At 70.6% G+C, this 16,960-nt stretch carries 13 protein-coding genes and 1 pseudogene; 5 read left to right on the top strand and 9 right to left on the bottom strand.

Annotated elements, in window-relative coordinates; all coding sequences use genetic code 11:
• Positions 1-24: 24 nt before the first annotated feature.
• The 3 genes from ACZ7OU_RS22360 to ACZ7OU_RS22350 all read right to left on the bottom strand — a co-directional run bounded on the left by ACZ7OU_RS22360 (position 25) and on the right by ACZ7OU_RS22350 (position 3,340).
• A complete protein-coding gene (locus ACZ7OU_RS22360) occupies positions 25-1,044 on the bottom strand; it encodes a LacI family DNA-binding transcriptional regulator (protein ID WP_470238184.1) in 1,020 nt (339 codons plus the stop codon).
• Between the two features lie 68 nt (positions 1,045-1,112).
• Positions 1,113-2,462, bottom strand: a complete 1,350-nt coding sequence (locus ACZ7OU_RS22355) for an RICIN domain-containing protein (protein ID WP_470256500.1) — start codon at positions 2,460-2,462, stop codon at positions 1,113-1,115.
• 134 nt (positions 2,463-2,596) lie between these two features.
• Entirely contained in the window at positions 2,597-3,340 is a 744-nt protein-coding gene (locus ACZ7OU_RS22350) for a FadR/GntR family transcriptional regulator (protein ID WP_470256499.1), read from the bottom strand.
• Positions 3,341-3,551: 211 nt separating this feature from the next.
• On the opposite strand from ACZ7OU_RS22350, the gene ACZ7OU_RS22345 reads away from it, so the two are divergent.
• Together ACZ7OU_RS22345 and ACZ7OU_RS22340 are read left to right on the top strand one after the other, a co-directional pair.
• Positions 3,552-4,433 (top strand): RICIN domain-containing protein, encoded by an 882-nt coding sequence (locus ACZ7OU_RS22345; protein ID WP_470256498.1) that lies wholly within the window; start codon positions 3,552-3,554, stop codon positions 4,431-4,433.
• A gap of 314 nt (positions 4,434-4,747) precedes the next feature.
• A complete protein-coding gene (locus ACZ7OU_RS22340) occupies positions 4,748-5,455 on the top strand; it encodes a FadR/GntR family transcriptional regulator (protein ID WP_470238189.1) in 708 nt (235 codons plus the stop codon).
• Between the two features lie 3 nt (positions 5,456-5,458).
• Here the strand turns inward: ACZ7OU_RS22340 and ACZ7OU_RS22335 are convergent, their stop codons facing one another.
• Genes ACZ7OU_RS22335 through ACZ7OU_RS22320 form a run of 4 tightly spaced genes read right to left on the bottom strand, consistent with a single transcriptional unit; the run spans position 5,459 to position 10,424 of the window.
• Positions 5,459-6,484: an ABC transporter permease gene (locus ACZ7OU_RS22335; protein ID WP_470256497.1), complete on the bottom strand. Its 1,026-nt coding sequence runs from the start codon at positions 6,482-6,484 to the stop codon at positions 5,459-5,461.
• The gene (locus ACZ7OU_RS22330) at positions 6,477-7,976 is read right to left on the bottom strand and encodes a sugar ABC transporter ATP-binding protein (RefSeq protein WP_470256496.1); all 1,500 of its coding nucleotides are present in this window, start codon (positions 7,974-7,976) and stop codon (positions 6,477-6,479) included. The genes ACZ7OU_RS22335 and ACZ7OU_RS22330 overlap by 8 nt, the downstream gene beginning before the upstream one ends.
• 26 nt (positions 7,977-8,002) lie before the next feature.
• Positions 8,003-9,055: a sugar ABC transporter substrate-binding protein gene (locus ACZ7OU_RS22325; RefSeq protein WP_470256495.1), complete on the bottom strand. Its 1,053-nt coding sequence runs from the start codon at positions 9,053-9,055 to the stop codon at positions 8,003-8,005.
• A 46-nt stretch (positions 9,056-9,101) separates the two neighbouring features.
• Entirely contained in the window at positions 9,102-10,424 is a 1,323-nt protein-coding gene (locus tag ACZ7OU_RS22320; protein WP_470238193.1) for an enolase C-terminal domain-like protein, read from the bottom strand.
• 197 nt (positions 10,425-10,621) lie between these two features.
• Between ACZ7OU_RS22320 and ACZ7OU_RS22315 the strand changes: the two genes are divergently transcribed.
• Genes ACZ7OU_RS22315 through ACZ7OU_RS22305 form a run of 3 tightly spaced genes read left to right on the top strand, consistent with a single transcriptional unit; the run spans position 10,622 to position 13,479 of the window.
• Positions 10,622-11,719, top strand: a complete 1,098-nt coding sequence (locus tag ACZ7OU_RS22315) for a substrate-binding domain-containing protein (protein WP_470256494.1) — start codon at positions 10,622-10,624, stop codon at positions 11,717-11,719.
• 9 nt (positions 11,720-11,728) lie between these two features.
• A complete protein-coding gene (locus tag ACZ7OU_RS22310; protein WP_470256493.1) occupies positions 11,729-12,703 on the top strand; it encodes an ABC transporter permease in 975 nt (324 codons plus the stop codon).
• Positions 12,700-13,479, top strand: coding sequence for an ATP-binding cassette domain-containing protein (locus ACZ7OU_RS22305; protein WP_470256492.1), 780 nt, complete (start codon positions 12,700-12,702; stop codon positions 13,477-13,479). Before ACZ7OU_RS22310 ends, ACZ7OU_RS22305 begins: the two co-directional genes overlap by 4 nt.
• Before the next feature lie 71 nt (positions 13,480-13,550).
• On the opposite strand, the pseudogene ACZ7OU_RS22300 reads toward ACZ7OU_RS22305, so the two are convergent.
• Positions 13,551-13,873 (bottom strand): annotated as a pseudogene (locus ACZ7OU_RS22300) (helix-turn-helix domain-containing protein).
• A gap of 326 nt (positions 13,874-14,199) precedes the next feature.
• On the bottom strand, positions 14,200-16,956 hold the full coding sequence (locus tag ACZ7OU_RS22295; protein WP_470256491.1) for a glycosyl hydrolase family 65 domain-containing protein: 2,757 nt from the start codon (positions 16,954-16,956) through the stop codon (positions 14,200-14,202).
• Between the last annotated feature and the right edge of the window lie 4 nt (positions 16,957-16,960).

The raw sequence follows: 16,960 nt of genomic DNA, 5'->3' as shown, positions 1-16,960 counted from the left end.
GATTGTTAGCGCTAACAGTAAGAGCTAAGCTGTCGCCCGGAGGACGAGCTTGGTGTCCAGCACGGCACAGCGGGGCGCGGCCGAGCCGCCGAGCATCGCGAGCAGCTCCGCCGTCATCCGGGCCCCCATCTCCTCGATCGGCTGGCGGACGGTGGTGAGCGGCGGATCCGTCCGGCGGCCGATCGGCAGGTCGTCGAACCCGATGACGGCCACGTCGCCGGGTACCCGCCGTCCCGCGCGGCGCAGGGCCCGCATCGCGCCGACCGCCATCATGTCGGAGGCGGCGAAGATGGCATCGACGTGCGGCCGGCGATCCAGCAGGCGGACGGTGGCGTGCTCGCCGGAGGCCTGGCCGAAGTCGCCGAACACCACCAGGCCGCGGTCGGCGTGACCGGCGCCGACCACCGCCTGCCGGTAGCCGAGCAGCCGGTCCACGCCGGCGGTCATGTCCTGGGGGCCGGCGATGGTCGCCACCGTGCGCCGGCCCGCGTCGATCAGACGTTGGGTGGCCCGCCGCGCACCGCCCCGGTTGTCCACGTCGACGTACGAGGAGCAGTCCCCTTCGCGGACCGGGCGGCCGCCGAACACCACCGGGATGCCGAGCCAGTCCAGGTCGAGCGGACGGCGGCCGTGCATGCCGACGACGAGGGCGCCGTCGACGTGGCCGCCGTCGAGGTACCGCACCACCGGGGCCTGGTAGTCCTCGGTCGCGGGCACGGTGAGCAGGACGAGCTGCAGGCCCGCCTCGGTCAGCTCCTTCCCGGCGCCGGCCGAGATCCGGGCGAAGTAGGGATCGGCGAACAGCCGCAGCACCTCCTCGCACACGACCAGCGCGACCGATCCGGTGCGCCCCGCCGTCGCCCGCGCGGCTCTCTGCCGGGCGTAGCCGAGAGCCGACATCGCCGACTCCACCTGCTTGCGCGTTTTCGGCCGGACCCGCGGAAAACCGTTGAGCACGCGGGACGCGGTGGCGGTCGACACCCCGGCCGCCCGCGCGACGTCGGCCAGGGTCGGACGGAGCTGGGGCAACTCGACGGACGACACGTTCGCTCTCCCAAGACGTCTTTGTCTTTGCAGGGCCCGCTCGAGGATACCGCCGGGTAGCGGAGGCCTCAGGCGCGTTGGAGCCGGAACCGCTGGTTGGCCCCTCCGGTGGCCGTCCACTGGGAGATGCGCGCGCCGTCGGCGGTCGAGGCGCCCCACACGTCCATCGTCAGGCCGCTCAGGCGGTTGACCAGGCCGACGACACCGCCACCCTGGTCGGCCACGCGCCACTGCTGGGCGGCGGCCCCCGAGTCCGGCTGCTGGCTGATGTCCGCGCCGGTGCCCGAACCGGCCACCTGGAGCACCAGGCCGCTGTGGCGGGCCCGGACTCGGTAGTAGCCGTCGCCGGAGTCGAGGAAGTCGAACTGCTGGTTCTGCCCGCCGGTGGCCGGCCACTGCTGGAGCAGGGCGCCGGCCGCGGTGGAGACGCCGCTGACGTCCAGGAGCTTGCCGCTGTGCTCGGCCACCAGGGTGTAGTTCACCCCGACCTGCACCGGCGTCCCGGACGGCGGGGTCGACGAAGCGAACTGCGTGAAGAACTTCCACACCTCGCCGGAGGTCCAGGTCTGCCAGCCGCTGCAGGCGCACCCGTCGCGCGGGCCGGGGTCGTGGCCGCCGTCGAACGCGGCCCAGACCACCGGGTACCCGGCCCGGCAGCCGGAGTACGCGGTGACGATGTGGGTCCGGCTGCCGCTCGAGGGCTCCGGTGGGTTCTGCGCGGTGCAGCCGTTGTTCCGGACGAACTGGTCGCGCAACGACCGCCCGGACGCGATCGGCAGGACGTTGTCGCCGATGCCGTGCATGCCGATGTAGGCGACGGGCTGGGTGCCACCACTGCAGCCGCTGAGGTTCGCCCCGGAGTAGACGGCGACCGCGCGGAAGACCGCCGGCCGCGCGCAGGCGAGCGCGTAGCTCATGGCTCCGCCGTAGCTGAAGCCGCCCGCGAAAACCTGTGACGTGTCAACGCACAACGCCGCTTCGAGCTGCCTCAGCAGATCGTCGACGAACGTGACGTCCTGGCCACCGGGATTGGCCCAGCCGTTGCCGTTGCCCTGGGGCGCCACGAAGATCGTGGTGTCGCCCGCGGTGTCCGCGAGCCGCCGGAGCCCGTAGTACGACCAGTTGTAGCCGTCGGTCCCGCCGGAGTCGACGTCGTTGGCCGTGCCGCCGAGCCAGTGCAGCCCGACGAACAGCCGGTACGGATGGCTGCTGTCGTAGTTCGCCGGGATCCGCAGGATGTAGCTGCGGTTCTGGCCGCCACTGGAGATCGTGTGGGTGCCGCTCGCCAAGCCGGGAGCGGTCCCGCAGCCGGCGGCTGCCGACGTCTCACCGGCAGGGGCGGCCGCTTGCGCGGTACCGGCTGTCACCACCAGCGCCCCGATCGCGAAGGACGTGAGCAGGCTTCTGAACTTCACCATCGCGCGGCTCCCTCTGGTCGTCGAACCGGCTGGATCCACGATAGAAGTCGGCGTCGGCGAAGGTCAATGCGCGATGAAACTTACGCGGCGCAACGGATCGCGCCGGTCTGAACAGTCCACAAAGGAGGGATTGCTCACCGGGTGAAGAGCCGCCGCCGGATCTCACGCCGGTAGTCCTCCAGGGTGTTGTCGAGGTGGACGGCGGCCGCCTGGGCCGCTTCTTCCGGGTCGCCGTCACGGATCGCGCGGTAGATCGCCGCGTGCTCTTCGACCGCGTCCACGGCGTGTCCGCCGACCGCGCCGGACATCCCGATGATGTTCGTCTGGCGTTGCAGGCGGCGGGCTTCGCGCACGGCCGCGACGAGGAACTGGTTGTGGGACGCGGTGGCGATGGCGAGGTGGAAGTCGTCGTCGCCGCGGTCGAACACCACGCTCTGTCCGGTCAGGTGGCCCTGCCGGCAGGTCTCGGCGGCGGTCTCGATCGCACGCAGCTCGACCGGGGTGGCGTTCGTCGCCGCCAGCCGGGCGGCCGCCGTCTCCTGGACCCGGCGGAACTCGAAAAGCATGTACACGTGGTCGAGATCGGCGGGCAGGAAGAACCCGCCCCACCGGGAAGCGCCGAGCATGCCCTCGTCGTCGGAGACATACAGCCCACGTCCCTTGTGCGCGCGTACCCGGCCGATCGCCGAGAGGATCTTGACGGCCTCCCGCACCACGGTCCGGCTGGTTCCCATCCGCGCCGCCAGCTCGACCTCGGTCGGCATCCGGTCACCGGGCCTCAGTTCCAGCTCGGCGATCAGGTGCAGGATCTGCTCGGCCACCACTTCGTAGCCGGGCCGGTACGGGGCAGGCGGTGCGGTTTCCTCGCCACGAGTCACCCGATGAGTATGACTCAAGGGGCGCCGGCCAGTGACTGTACCTCGCGACCCGGTTACCGAGTCAACAGCAGCGGATCCGGGATGAAACTTACATGCGTTCCCGCAGGCGGAAAGTCGAGCGGCGCGAGGCCCGTGCTCATCCTCCGGCGCCCCGGGGACCATGGTCGGGCATGGGTCACACCCATCGCCGTCCCCAGGGAAGGTAGCCGCCATGCCGCCGCGCTCCGGTTCCGTGGCCGCCGCGCTCGTCACCGCCCTCGTGGTGACCGCGGTGGCCACGCCGCCCGCCCACGCCGCGACGGTCACCATCACCGTGGCACCCACCGGCGACGACGCCGACCCCGGCACCCCCGGCCGGCCGGTCGCCACCCCGGCGAAGGCCCAGCAGCTGGCCCGCGCCCGATCGGCGGCCGGTGACGTGGTCGTGCAGCTCGCCGGCGGCACCTACCGGCTCTCGGCCCCGCTGAAGCTCACCGGTGCCGACTCCGGGCAGGAGTCGGCCGTCCGCACGTTCAACTCCGCGATCCCCGGGATCGTCGCGAACAACCAGAACGCCGGGAAGCACGTGCACCTGGTGGACATGCACTCCGCGGTGACCACCGGCGACCTGATCGACGGCATCCACCCCACAGCCACCGGGTACGACAAAATGGCCGCCACCTGGTTCGGTGCGCTGCAGTCCGTGTCAGGGAGCATCGGCACCCCCGGGACCTCCTCGGCGCGGCAGATCGTCGGCGCGCAGTCGGGCCGGTGCGCGGACGCCGCGAGCGCCGCCAACGGAACCCAGGTGCGGCTGCAGGACTGCGGCGGGCAAGCCGGCCAAGCGTGGACTCCGCTGGGCCGGACGCTGACCGTCGGCGGGTCGAAGTGCCTCGACGCGTCCGGCCACGGGACGGCCAACGGCACCCCGGTGATCGTCTGGGACTGCCACGGGCAGGCCAACCAGCAGTGGACCGTGAACGCGAACGGCACGATCACCGGCGTCCAGTCGGGTCTCTGCCTCGACGCGTACGGGCAGGGCACCGCCAACGGCACCCAGCTGGTCCTGTGGACCTGCGGCGGGCAGGCCAACCAGCGGTGGACATTGCGCTAGGAGATCGTCACGCGCTTCTTCGACCGGGAGCTCCCGGACGTGGAGCAGGCGGGCACCGACGCGCCCGATGTCGTCGACGGCGCGATGGTGCCCTGCCGTGGCCGGCCCGGCTTGCCCGAGTGGTCCGGTGCTTTCCTTCGGGTGCTCGAGAAGGCGCTCGGTTCAGCGGCGCACGGAAGCCGAACTCCAAAGGCATCACATGTTTAAGCCTCCCCATAGCGCCTTTCTGGTCGAAATCGGCGAATAGCTCGACCTCAACTCGGAAATCATCATACGAATGATAGGATCTCGGCAGTCGACGCCCGAGGAGTGCCATGGCGAGGTCCCTGACCGACGAAGCGATCGACCGGATCCGGGAGTTCGTCCGGTCCGGGCGGTTCCCCGCCGGCGCCAAGCTCCCTCCCGAACACGAGCTCGCCACCGAGCTGGGCATTTCCCGCAGTCCCACCCGGGAAGCGGTGAAGGCGCTGGCATTGGCCCGGGTTCTCGAAGTCCGCCGCGGTGACGGCACCTACGTCACGAGCCTCGCGCCCAGTCTCCTGCTCGAAGGCCTCGGCAACGCGGTGGCGCTCATGCAGGGCGGCACCGTGCTCGAGCTGACCGAGGTTCGGCGGCTCCTGGAGCCCGCCGCCACCGGCCTCGCCGCGACCCGGATCACCGACGCCCAGCTCCGCACCGTGGCCGAGCTCCTCGACGCCATGCAAGAAGCCGTCGAGGACGTCGAACGCCTCACGGTGCTCGATGCCGCCTTCCACCGGGAAGTGGTCACCGCGGCGGGCAACGAAACCCTGACGGCTCTGCTGGACGGCATCTCCTCCCGGACGCTGCGGGCGAGGATCTGGCGGGGCACCATCGACCGGGGCGCGACGCACGAGACCCTGTCCCAGCACACGGCGATCCACGACGCACTGGCCGCCCGCGATCCCGCCCTGGCCACCGCGGCCGCGCTGTTGCACGTGGACACCTCCGAGCGCTGGCTGCGAGCGCACCTGGCCGATTTCCCGAACCTGGAAGACGGGTGACCCTCAGTTCTGCCGCTTGCCGCTGGTGATGCGGGACATCACCAGCGCGACCAGGATGATCGTGCCGTTGAGCGCCCCGATCCACTGCGCCGGCACCCCGGCCAGCGTCAGCACGTTCTGGATCATGTACAGCAGCAGGATCCCGGTGAAGGCACCGAACACCGTGCCCCGGCCGCCGTTCAGGCTGACGCCGCCGATCACCGCCGCGGCGAACACGGTGAAGATGTAGCCGTTGCCCTGAGCCGCGGCCACCGAAGCCAGCCGGCCCGACAGCAGCAGCCCGCCGAGCGCGGCGAGCACGCTCGCTCCGATGAGGACGATCCACACGATGCGGTCGGTCCGGATCCCGGCGGCTTTCGCCGCGTCTTCGTTGCCGCCGATGGCGTAAAGGCTGCGGCCGAACCGGGTGTACCCGAGCAGGACGACACCGCCGGCGAACAGCAGCACGCAGATCCAGATGGACGCCGGGATCCCGGCCCACAGCGTGGTGCCGAGGTAGAGCATCGAATCGGGCATGCCGAAGAACGTCTGGCCACCGGAGATCCCGGTCAGCAGGCCGCGCAGCACGATCAGCATGCCGAGGGTGACCACGAACCCGCTCAGCCCGAACCGGACGATCAGCAGGGCGTTGAGCACCCCGACGAGCACCCCGACCGCGAGCACCACGGGCACCGCGGTCCACGCGGGCAGCAGCCCGAGGGAATGGCCGCCCTCGATCGTCAGCCAGGCCGCCACCCCGGGGGCCAGGCCGAACGTGGACTCCAGCGACAGGTCCATCTTGCCGACGACCAGGACCAGCGTCTGGGCGAGCACCAGCAACGCGATCTCCGACATGGTCTGCAGGATGTTGATCACGTTGTCGTACTGCAGGAACACCGGGTTCACCAGCTGGCCCACCACGGCGATCGCGATGATCCCGGGCACGAGCGCGAGGTCGCGCAGCCGGGCGAAGGCGATCCGCCGCGGCGGTCGCGCGGCGGCGGGTTCGGTCTGCGCCTCGGCACGCAGCGCGGTCGGGCTTTCAGGCATCGAGGTCGACTCCTTCCATTGCGGCTACGACCTCGCGGTCCGGCCAGCCGGCGGGTAGTTCGGCGGTCAGCCGTCCGTGCACCATGACGAGCACGCGGTCGCAGAGGCGCAGGTCGTCCAGCTCGTCCGAGGCGATCAGCACCGCCGTGCCCTCGGCCGCGGCTTCCGCCACCTTGCCGAGCAGGAACTCCTTCGACCGCACGTCCACCCCGGCGGTGGGAGCGATCAGCACGAGCACGCGGGGATCCCCGGCGAGCGCACGGGCCAGGACGACCTTCTGCTGGTTGCCGCCGGAAAGCGCCGACACCGCGAGCTCCGGGCCCGGCGTCTTCACTGCCAGCCGGGTGATCATCGTCCCGGCCAGCCGGTCGCGGAGGGCGGACCGGACGAAGATGCCCGGGCCCAGCCGGTCCATGACGGACAGGGTGGTGTTGTCCGCGACCGACATCTCCGGCACGAGTCCCTGGCGGTGCCGGTCTTCCGGGACGAAGCCGATCCCGGCGGCGAGTGCCGCCGGGACGTCGCCGGGACGAGGGCGGTGGTCCCCGACGAGGATGGTGCCCGAACCGGCCTCCCGCAGCCCGGTCAGCGTCTCGGCGACCTCGGTCTTGCCGCTGCCGCCGGCCCCGGCCAGGCCGACGATCTCCCCCGGCGCGACGTCGAAGGAAACGCCTTCGTAGCCGGGGACCAGGGTCAGGTCGCGGACCTGGAGCATCGCGGGCGCGCCCGGCCGGATCGTGGACGGGCGTTCGGCCGACAGGGTGGCGTCTTCCCCGGTCATCGCGGCGACGAGGTCGGGCTTCGGCAGCTCGGCGACCGGCGCGGTCAGGACGTGCCGGGCGTCGCGGAAGACCGTGACGGTGTCGCAGATCTCGTAGACCTCCTGCAGGTGGTGGCTGATGAACAGGAACGTCACACCCTGGCGCTGCAGGTCGGCGATGTGGCCGAACAGCCGGGTGATGGCGCCCCCGTCCAGCTGCGCGGTCGGTTCGTCGAGGATGACGAACCGGGCCCCGAAGGACAGCGCCCGCGCGATCTCGACGAACTGCCGCTGCTCGACGCCGAGCTCCCCCGCGGGCCGCAGGACGTCGACGTCCACCGACCAGCGTTCGAGCAGCCGGGTGGCCGCGCGGCGCACCGCGGACCAGCGGACGAAGCCGCGCCGGGTCTCCTGCCGGTTGAGGAACAGGTTCTCCGCCACCGACAGCTCGGGGATGATCGTCGACTTCTGGTACACGCAGGCGACCAGCGACCGCCACCTGTCCCGATCGGACAGTCCCGGTACCGGCTCGCCGTTGACCAGCAGGGAACCGGAGTCCGGCTCGGCCAGGCCGGTGAGGATGGACACGAGCGTCGACTTCCCCGCGCCGTTGCGGCCGACGAGGGCGTGCGTCTGTCCCGGTAGGACGGTGAGGTCGGCGTGGTCCAACGCGACCGTGGCGCCGTAGCGCTTCACCACCTGCCGCGCTTCGACGACCGGTACCGTACTCATGTCCACCTCCTCCGCGGCGCGAGCGGTCAGCTCTTGCTGTTGCCCCACAGGGACGGGTCGTCGACCTTGACGCTGGCGACCGGCCCGAAGGTCGCGCCGTCCGCGGTGACCAGCGGCGCGGCCAGCTGGTCCTCCATCAGGCCGTCGCGGACGGCCACGACGGTGCTGTCGTGGTCGGTCTTGCCCGGCACCGGCTTCTTGCCCGCGATCGCGTCCTTGAGGTACTGCAGCGCGTACTTGGCGAACAGGTCCGCGGGCTGGGAGACGGTCGCGTCCATCTCCCCCGCCCGGATCTTCGCGAGCTCTTCGGGGATGCCGTCGTTGGACACGATGAACACGTGCTTCGGGTCGGCCGCCGGGACGAGCAGGCCCCGCTGCTTCAGCAGCTGCAGCGTCCCGGAAAGGGCGAAGCTCGACTGCATGTAGACGCCCTTGATGTCCGGGTTCGCCGTCAGCCGGGTCTGCAGTTTCTGCGCCGCGGTGCCGGCGTCCCAGTTGGTGGCTTCGCCGAACACCGTGATGCCGGGGAAGTTCTGCTTCATGCAGTCGTTGAACGCCTCGGTGCGGTCGCGCCCGTTGATCGAGGCGAGGTCGCCCTGCAGCATCACGACCTTGCCATGGCCGCCGAGCTTCGTGCCGAGGAACCGGCAGGCCTTTTCGCCGTAGGCGCGGTTGTCCGCCCGGACGACCATGTAGACCTCGCCCTGGTCGGGCCGGGTGTCGACGGACACGACCGGGATCTTCTTCCCGGCCAGCTGCTGCAGCGTCGGGATGATCGCCGCGGTGTCCTGCGGCGCCATGACGACGCCCTTCACGCCCTGGCTGATCATCGTCTGCACGTTGGCCGTCAGCGTGGCGACGTCGTTCTGCGAGTTCGTGGTCTTGAGGTCGAACCCGTCCTCGCCGGCGAACCGGGGCACGTACTTGATGTAGGCGTTCCAGAAGTCGGTGTCCGAGCGGGGGTAGTCGACGCCGACGACGGTGCTGCCGGACGCGGCGGTGCCACCGCCGCCGCTGCTGCAGCCGGCGAGCACGCCGGCCGCGACGACCGCGGCCGAGCACAGGTAACGGATTTTCATGGCCTCTCCTCGTTGACAGGCTGCGGGGTGGTGCGCGGGCCGGTGGTCACGCGACCACCACGGTGTTTTCGTGCCAGGCCGGACCATCGGGGTACCGGTAACGCGCCAGGGACTCGGTGTGCAGGCGGGCGCCGAGGCCGGGCCGGACCGGCGCCCGGTACCTCCCCCGCTCGACCCGCACCGGGTCGACGAAGTGCTCGTGCAGGTGGTCGACGTACTCGATGACCCGGTCCTGGTGGGTCCCGCTCACCGCGACGAAGTCGAACATCGCCAGGTGCTGCACCATCTCGCAGAGCCCGACCCCACCGGCGTGCGGGCACACCGGCACGCCGAACTTCGCGGCCAGCAACAGGATCGCGATGTTCTCGGTGACGCCGGCGACCCGGCTCGCGTCGAGCTGGAGGATGTCGATCGCCTCCGCCTGCAGCAGCTGCTTGAACATCACCGCGTTGTGGGTGTGCTCCCCGGTGGCCACCTTGATCGGCGCGACCGCCCGGCGGATCGCGGCGTGGCCGAGCACGTCGTCGGGCGAGGTCGGCTCCTCGATCCAGTACGGGTCGAACTCCGCCAGCGGCCGCAGCCAGGCGATGGCCTGGGCGACTCCCCAGGCCTGGTTGGCGTCGATGGCGATCCGCACGTCCGGCCCGACGACCTCGCGCGCCAGCCGCAGGCGCCGGACGTCCTCGTCGAGATCGGCCCCGACCTTGAGCTTGATCTGGGTGAACCCGTCCCGGACCGCCTTCGACGCGAGCGTCGCCAGCTTCTCCGGCGAGTAGCCGAGCCAGCCGGGAGTCGTGGTGTAGGCGGGGAAGCCGGCCGCGAGTAGCTCGGCCTGGCGCGCGGCCCGGCCCGGCTCGGCGCGGCGGAGGATGTCCAGCGCGTCGCCGGGGGTAAGCGCTTCCTTGAGGTACCGGAAGTCGACCAGGTCGACGAGGTCCGCCGGGGACATCTCCGCGAGCACCCGCCAGACCGGCTTGCCTTCGCGGCGCGCGCGCAGGTCCCACGCGGCGTTGACGATCGCCGCCGCGGCCATGTGGATCGCGCCCTTGTCGGGACCCAGCCACCGGAGCTGGCTGTCACCGGTCAGCCGGCGGGAGAAGCCCCCGAGGTCGGCGAGCGCGTCGTCCACCGGCATGCCCACGACCAGGGGCACCAGGGCCCGGACGGCGGCGACCTGCACGTCGTTGCCGCGGCCGACGGTGAACGCGAGGCCGTAGCCCTCCTCGCCCGCGCTGGTCCGGATCGTGACGTACGCGGCGGAATAGTCGGGTTCCGGGTTCATCGCGTCCGACCCGTCCAGGCTCAGCGAAGTCGGGAAACGCACGTCCACGGCTTCGATCGCGCTGATCACCTCGGGCACCGGCGTCACCTCTCACTCATCGACGAGTCAGACAACATACGTATGGCTACGCTCCGATCGAGTAAATGTCCAGAACTCCGATAGTTTTGCGATAGTTTCGCGAAAGTTTGTTCGAGACATCATACGTCTGCTACGGTCATCGACGCTGGACCGTGAGAGACCCGTCGTAGCCGGAGCACAGCCGCTGAGACGATTGCGGGGTCACGATGACTGCTGGAACGAATGCCACTTCCCGGAGAACAGCACTGAAGTACCTGGGTGCGGGCGGGGCGACGGTGGCCGCGAGCGCGGTGCTGTCGGCGTGCACCGGCGTCCAGGAAGCCCAGAACGGGGGCAAGTCGGGCCCGTTCCCGAGCACGCCGGGGTGGCGGTTCGTGTTCGTCAACCACGTCACCACGAACTCGTTCTTCGTACCGACGCGGACCGGGCTCGCCGACGCCGCCGCGCTGCTCGGCGTGCCCGAACCCCAGTGGACCGGTTCGGAGAACGGCAACGTCGCCCAGATGGCGAGCGCCATGGAGACCGCGATCACCGGCAAGGCCGACGGGATCGCCGTCGCGCTGACCGACGACAACGCTTTCGTCGACCTCACCAAACGCGCGCTGGGCGCGGGCATCCCGGTCATCGCCTACAACGCGAGCGCGGCCGGCAACTACCCGCTCACCTACGTCGGCCAGGACCTGTACCTGTCCGGATTCCGGATGGGACAACGCATCGCGCAGAAGGTCACCTCCGGCGACATCCTGGTCGGCATCTCCCAGCCCGGCGGCAACAACGTCCAGCCGCGGCTCGACGGCATCACCGACGCGCTCAAGCAGGCCGCGCCGGGTGTGCGCGTCCAGTCGGTGAACACCGGGGCCGAGCAGGCGGGCGAACTCAACGCGATGACCGCCGCCTACACCGGAAACAGTGCAGTGAAAGGGATCTACGCGGTCGACGCCGGCAGCACCGCCGCGTGCGCGAAGCTGGTCGCCGACCGCAAGCTGTCCGGCAAGCTCGGCAGCGGCGGGTTCGACCTGCTCGACGACACCGTCACCGGGGTGAAGGACGGCGCGCTCGACTTCACCATCGACCAGTCCCCCTACCTGCAAGGTTTCCTGTCGGTGCTCTACCTCTACCTGTTCCGGCTGTCCGGCACGCTGGTCGCGCCACCGGTCACCGACACCGGCCTCACGTTCGTCACCAAGGAGAACGTCGGCCCCTACGCGACGGCCAAGAGCAGGTTCGAGGGCGGCGACAACAAGGACGTGCTCGCGATGCCGGCTTCGATCCCGTTGCCGCCCGCGTCGGTGCTGAGCCGGTAGGCGCCGGCGATGTCGTCGAAGCCCGTGCTGCTCGGCGTGATGCAGGTCAAGGAGCTGAGCATCCTGCTGGTCACGATCGCCGCGGGGATCTACTTCACGGTGACGAGCGGGGCGTTCAACTCCCTGGACAACTACCAGACGATCGCGCAGTACGTCGCACCGTGGTCGATCATCGCTGGGGGACAGGTGATGCTGCTGATCTGCGGCGAGATCGACCTGTCCGCCGGGTTCGTGTTCACCCTGGCGCCGTTCATGATGATGCAGTTCTTCGTCAACGGCTGGCCGCTGTGGCTCGCGCTGCTCGGCGCGGTCGTGGTGAGCACGCTGGTCGGCTTGGCGAACGGCCTGATCCGGACGGTGCTGGGGATCCCGTCGTTCATCACCACGCTGGGGATGGCGTTCCTGTTGCAGGGCCTGGTGTTGATCATCTCGAACGCCCGCCCGGTCGGCACGCCGAAGAACAGCGGCGTGCTCGACGTGTTCGGCGGCGCGCGCTGGACCGAGTTCCTGTGGGCCCTCGGCGCGGTCGTCGTCATGCAGGTGGTGCTCTCGGCGACCCGCTTCGGCATCCACACGCAGGCCACCGGCGGCAACCCGGTCGGCGCCGCGGAGTCCGGCATCCCGGTCAACCGGGTGAAGGTGGTCAACTTCGCGATCACCAGCACCCTGGCCGGCCTCGCCGGCATCCTGCAAGGAACTCGCGTCGGCTCCTACGACCCGACCAACGGCGGGTTCACCACGATGTTCTTCGCGGTGGCGTCGGCCGTGATCGGCGGCACGGCGCTGCTCGGCGGGTCCGGCACGGTGGTCGGCGCGTTCCTCGGCGCGCTGCTGCTGGGCATCGTGTTCGACGGCTTCAACCTGACCGGCGTCAGCGCGAACGCGTTCAACGTGGTGCTCGGCGCCGCCATCCTGGGCGCGATGGTGCTCAACGTGACGCTGATCGTGGTGCGCAAGCGCGTCGGATCCCGGGAGCGGACATGACCGGCGAACCCGTGACCGAGCCGGCCGGGGAGATCATCCGGGTCGAGGGCATCAGCAAGAAGTTCGGGCCCGTCACCGCGCTCGCCGACATCAACCTGCATGTGCGGCGGGGAGAGATCCTCGGGCTCATCGGGGACAACGGCGCCGGCAAGTCGACGCTGATCAAGATCCTCACCGGCTACCACCAGCCGGACGGGGGAAGCATCGCGTTCGAGGGCGAGCCGACCACGCTGAAGTCCGTGGTGCACGCGCGGTCGCTGGGCATCGAGACGGTGTTCCAGGACCTGGCGATGATCAACGACCTGCCGGTGTACCTGAACCTGCACCTCAACCGCGAGCTCACCCACCGCGGGCTGCCGTTCCTGCGGCGCTCCGAGATGAAGCGCCGCGCCCGCGAGGCACTGGACTCGATCGGCATCGACATCCCTTCGGTGACCGCCGAGGTCGGCATGCTGTCCGGCGGTCAACGGCAGGCGATCGCGGTGGCCCGTTCGGTGTACTCGAAAGCGAAGCTGCTGCTGCTCGACGAGCCGCTCGCCGCGATGGGCGCCAAGGAGAGCGCGGTGATCCTGCGCCTGTTGCGGGAGCTGAAGCAGCGCGGGGACATCGCGATCATCCTCATCGCCCACAACTACGGGCAGGTGACGGACGTGTGCGATCGCGTGAACCTGTTGCAGCACGGCGAGATCACCTTCGACCGCCGGTCGGAGGACACCTCGGTGGCCGAGCTCTTCGAGCTGGTGAACGCGGAATACCGTCTCAACGGCGGGAACTAGGCCGGCTTCACGGTCGCCTGACGGGTCATGCCGGGACGATGACCCGCCGTCGTCATCTCTTCGCAACCGGTTCAGTCGCCGGCGCGCAGTTCGGTGTTGAGCCGCTGGGCTTCGTGGAGCTGGTCTTCGAGAGCGCAGTCGCGTCGATGGCGGTGCCCTCGTCGACCAGCTCCCGCGCCCGAGCGGCCAAGCGCAGCTGCCGCCGGGAATAGCGGCGATGCCCGCCGGTGGAGCGTTGCGGCGTGATCAGCCCGGCTTCGCCGAGACTGCGCAGGAAACCCTGCGTCGTGCCGAGCATTTCCGCGGCCCGGCCCATCGTGTAGGCGGGATAGTCCTCGTCGTCGAACTTGTCGGCCCGGCTCGGCGTGTCCGGCCCTTCCTGGTCAGGGATCAAATGGGTTTCACCATTGTCAACCGGCGTCGCCGCCGGCTTCCTGCACCCGCGTCCGGCCGAAAGCCGGACTGAGCGGGGATCGCTGACTCGTGACCGAGCACCACCTCCGAACTCGATGGAACTGCGGCACCCGCGCGGCACTACCCGGCCGCTGCGGGCGATCCAATGATGGCTCCGTTCCCTTCTCTCCTGGTTGTTCCACTTACTCGGTACAGGACACGCCCTAGCCGCACGCCGCGTCCCTCGACCGGCGTGCGTTCCGTCCGGGCGATTCGCAGGTGCTCAGGTCCGGCGTTTCGGAGCCGCCGACGCCTCGATCCACCCGGTCAGGAACCGCAGTTCGTCGGGTCGCCTCCGGGGTGCCGGGTGGGTACCCGCAGGGTGGTGCCGGGCCTGACCTGGCGTACGTCACGGCTGCCGATACCGACGCGGACCGGGAGTGGCGGGCCGGCGCGCAGGAGCAGACTCGTCGTCTGGCGGCCGACCGACAGGTCGAACGTGCGGCCTTGCCACTTGACCCCAGTGACGTCGACGCCCGGCAGCTGCGGTGGCAGGAAGGGGTCGATGGTGACCGCGTCGGTTCCCCAGCGCAGGCCGGTGAACCCGTACAGGAACTCCTGCAGGTAGCCGCCCTGGCCGGTGGTGAAGTCGAACGCTCCCCCGGTGCGGGTCTCGTACCACTGGTCGAACGGCGCGGCCAGGTACGGGCCCGCGCTCTTGACCAGAGAGCTGTAGACGGCACACCCGGGCGATCCGAGGGCAGCGCCGGCGATGGTCGCGATCGCGTCCGTCATGGACGGACCGTTCAGGTCGGTGCGCGCCCCGTAGTAGTCGAGGTCGTTCTGGGCGAGTCCGGGCGGCATCGGCACCGCCCACGGGTACTGCAGCAGCGTGACGTCGGCCTGCTTGACGGTCTGCCCGGCGTACCCGTCGAACTCGGGATGGATGTTCGCGGCCGCGTCCACCGGGATCTTCAGGCCGTCGGCGACCTTGCCCCACGCCGGGTCGGCGGGCCGGCCCACGATCCCCGCGGCACGGATGGCGATGCGCAGCGAAGCCTGCGCCCCGGCGTTGGTGCTCGCGCTGTTGTCGACGTTGTCGTGGTACTCGTCGGCGCCCTTGACGTCCTTGATGGCGTACGTGCCGTCCGCGTCGGGCACGGCGCGCGTGGCCCAGTAGTCGGCGATGCCCCGCAGCACGGGCCACGCCTTGTCCCGCAGCCACGCCTTGTCGCCGCTCGCCTCGTAGTACTGCCACTGCGCCAGCGCGATGTCGGAGTCGATGTGGATTTCCTGCTTGCCGTCCGGGGACCAGTCCGGAGTCGTCTCCTTGCCGGTCAACGCGCTCTGCCACGGGAACTTCGCGCCCTTGATCAGGTGGTCCGGAGTGGACAGTGCCGCGGCCGCGGCCTGAGCCGCCGGCAGGCGCTGCTGCCGGTAGGTGTTCGCGTCGGCGGCGATGTCGGGGTACTGGGCGAGCAGCGCCGGGTACATCCACGTCTCCATGTCCCAGAACACGTGCCCGCTGTACCCGTCCGAGGACAACCCGCCCGGACTGGCACTCCAGGCGACCCCGGCGCGCACACTCGCGAGCAGGTAGAACATCGACGCGTGGATCTGCGCGGTCATAGTGGTGTCACCGGGGACCGAGATGCTCGACCGCCAGAGGCGCGACCAGGCGTCGTCGTTGCGGGCCAGCGCGCGCCCGTAGCCGTCCGCGGCGGCACGAGCCGCGGTCTTCGCGGCCGCCTGCCGCGGCGCCTCGGCCGCCAATGGCCGGTCGGTGTCGACGCTGGAGGCGACACCCACGTACTTGGTGACGGTCACCGGCACTCCGGCGCGGACCCGGAAGTCCGCGCGCTGACCGGCGCCACCGTCGCCCGGGTCGGCGATCGCCCGGGTCGGCACCGCCTTCTCGTCGACGCGCAGGACGGAGCTCATCGCGGCGGTGACCAGGTTCCCGTCGCTCACGACGGTCTGCGACAGCGTCGCGGACCGTCCATCCACCTTCGGGTCTTTCGTCGAAGCGTGGTCCAGGCCGCGGCCGTCGAACTCGTCGACCACGGTGGCCGTGCCGCTCCAGTGCGGGACGGCCCGCACGCTGACCGTGCCCAGGTGGCCGTCCGCGCGGTTGGCGTTGACCTCGTAGGCGAAGCTGGTCATGTCGCCCGCGGGCGAGGTCCAGTCGAACGAAGTGGTCAGCACTCCGGTACGCAGGTCGATCGACTGCCGGTAGCCGGTGGTGGTGCCGACCGTGGCGGCGGCGACCTGGGTCGGTGGCTGCGCGCCGTCCGGGTACAGCGCGAGGTAGTCGACGTTGACCCGCGCGGTGTCTCCGTCGGCCACGGTGACCTCGAGCGTGTTCGCGCCCGCCTTCAGCGTCACCGGCACGGTCACGACCGCCCAGTCGTCCCACCCGGCCAGGCTCGGCACGGACACCTGCCGCGACCCGCCGTTCACGCCGATGTGGAGGGTCTGCGGGCCGCCGCTGCCGTTGCCGTAGCGCACGGCCAGCGTCGCCGGACCGGCCGGCGCGTCCCGGATCGGGAGGACGTCGGTGCCACCGACCGTCGGGGTGTCGTTGGTGTTCAGCCCGGCCAGGTACGAGCCGGCGGTGGAGCCGGGGTGCGAGCTCTCGACGAACGCGCCCCCGGAAATCTTGCCGTACGCGGCGGGGCACAGCTGCCCGAACCCGCAGGACCACTCCCCCTGTCCGTAGACGTCGGCGCCGCGGCCGAACCCGAGCGTGGTCCAGGTCGGCAGGCCGGCTCGCTCCTCCTGCCCGGCCGAGGGAGCGCCGTAGAAGCCGGCGAGCTGGGACTGCGTGACGATGGGCTTGCTGCTGTACCCCTGCCCCGCCGCCGGTACGCGTGCGGCGAGGTAGCCGTTGCCGACGAACGTCGGCGAGTAGTTCGCCGACGGGTCGCTCGTGCTCAGCACCCACCCCTCGCCGGACCGGCCGGGCGCGGGTGTGGCCGCGGCCGGCACCGTCACCATGACCGCCAGGAGGCAGCCGACGACCACAGCCGATGCCGCGCGACTCCGGCCCGGCCTCGCGGCACCGGTCTCGCCGTGCTTCTTCATCGAA

The sequence above is a fragment of the Amycolatopsis sp. NPDC114505 genome (assembly GCF_055633615.1).
This window is presented reverse-complemented; position numbering and strand designations above follow the sequence as displayed.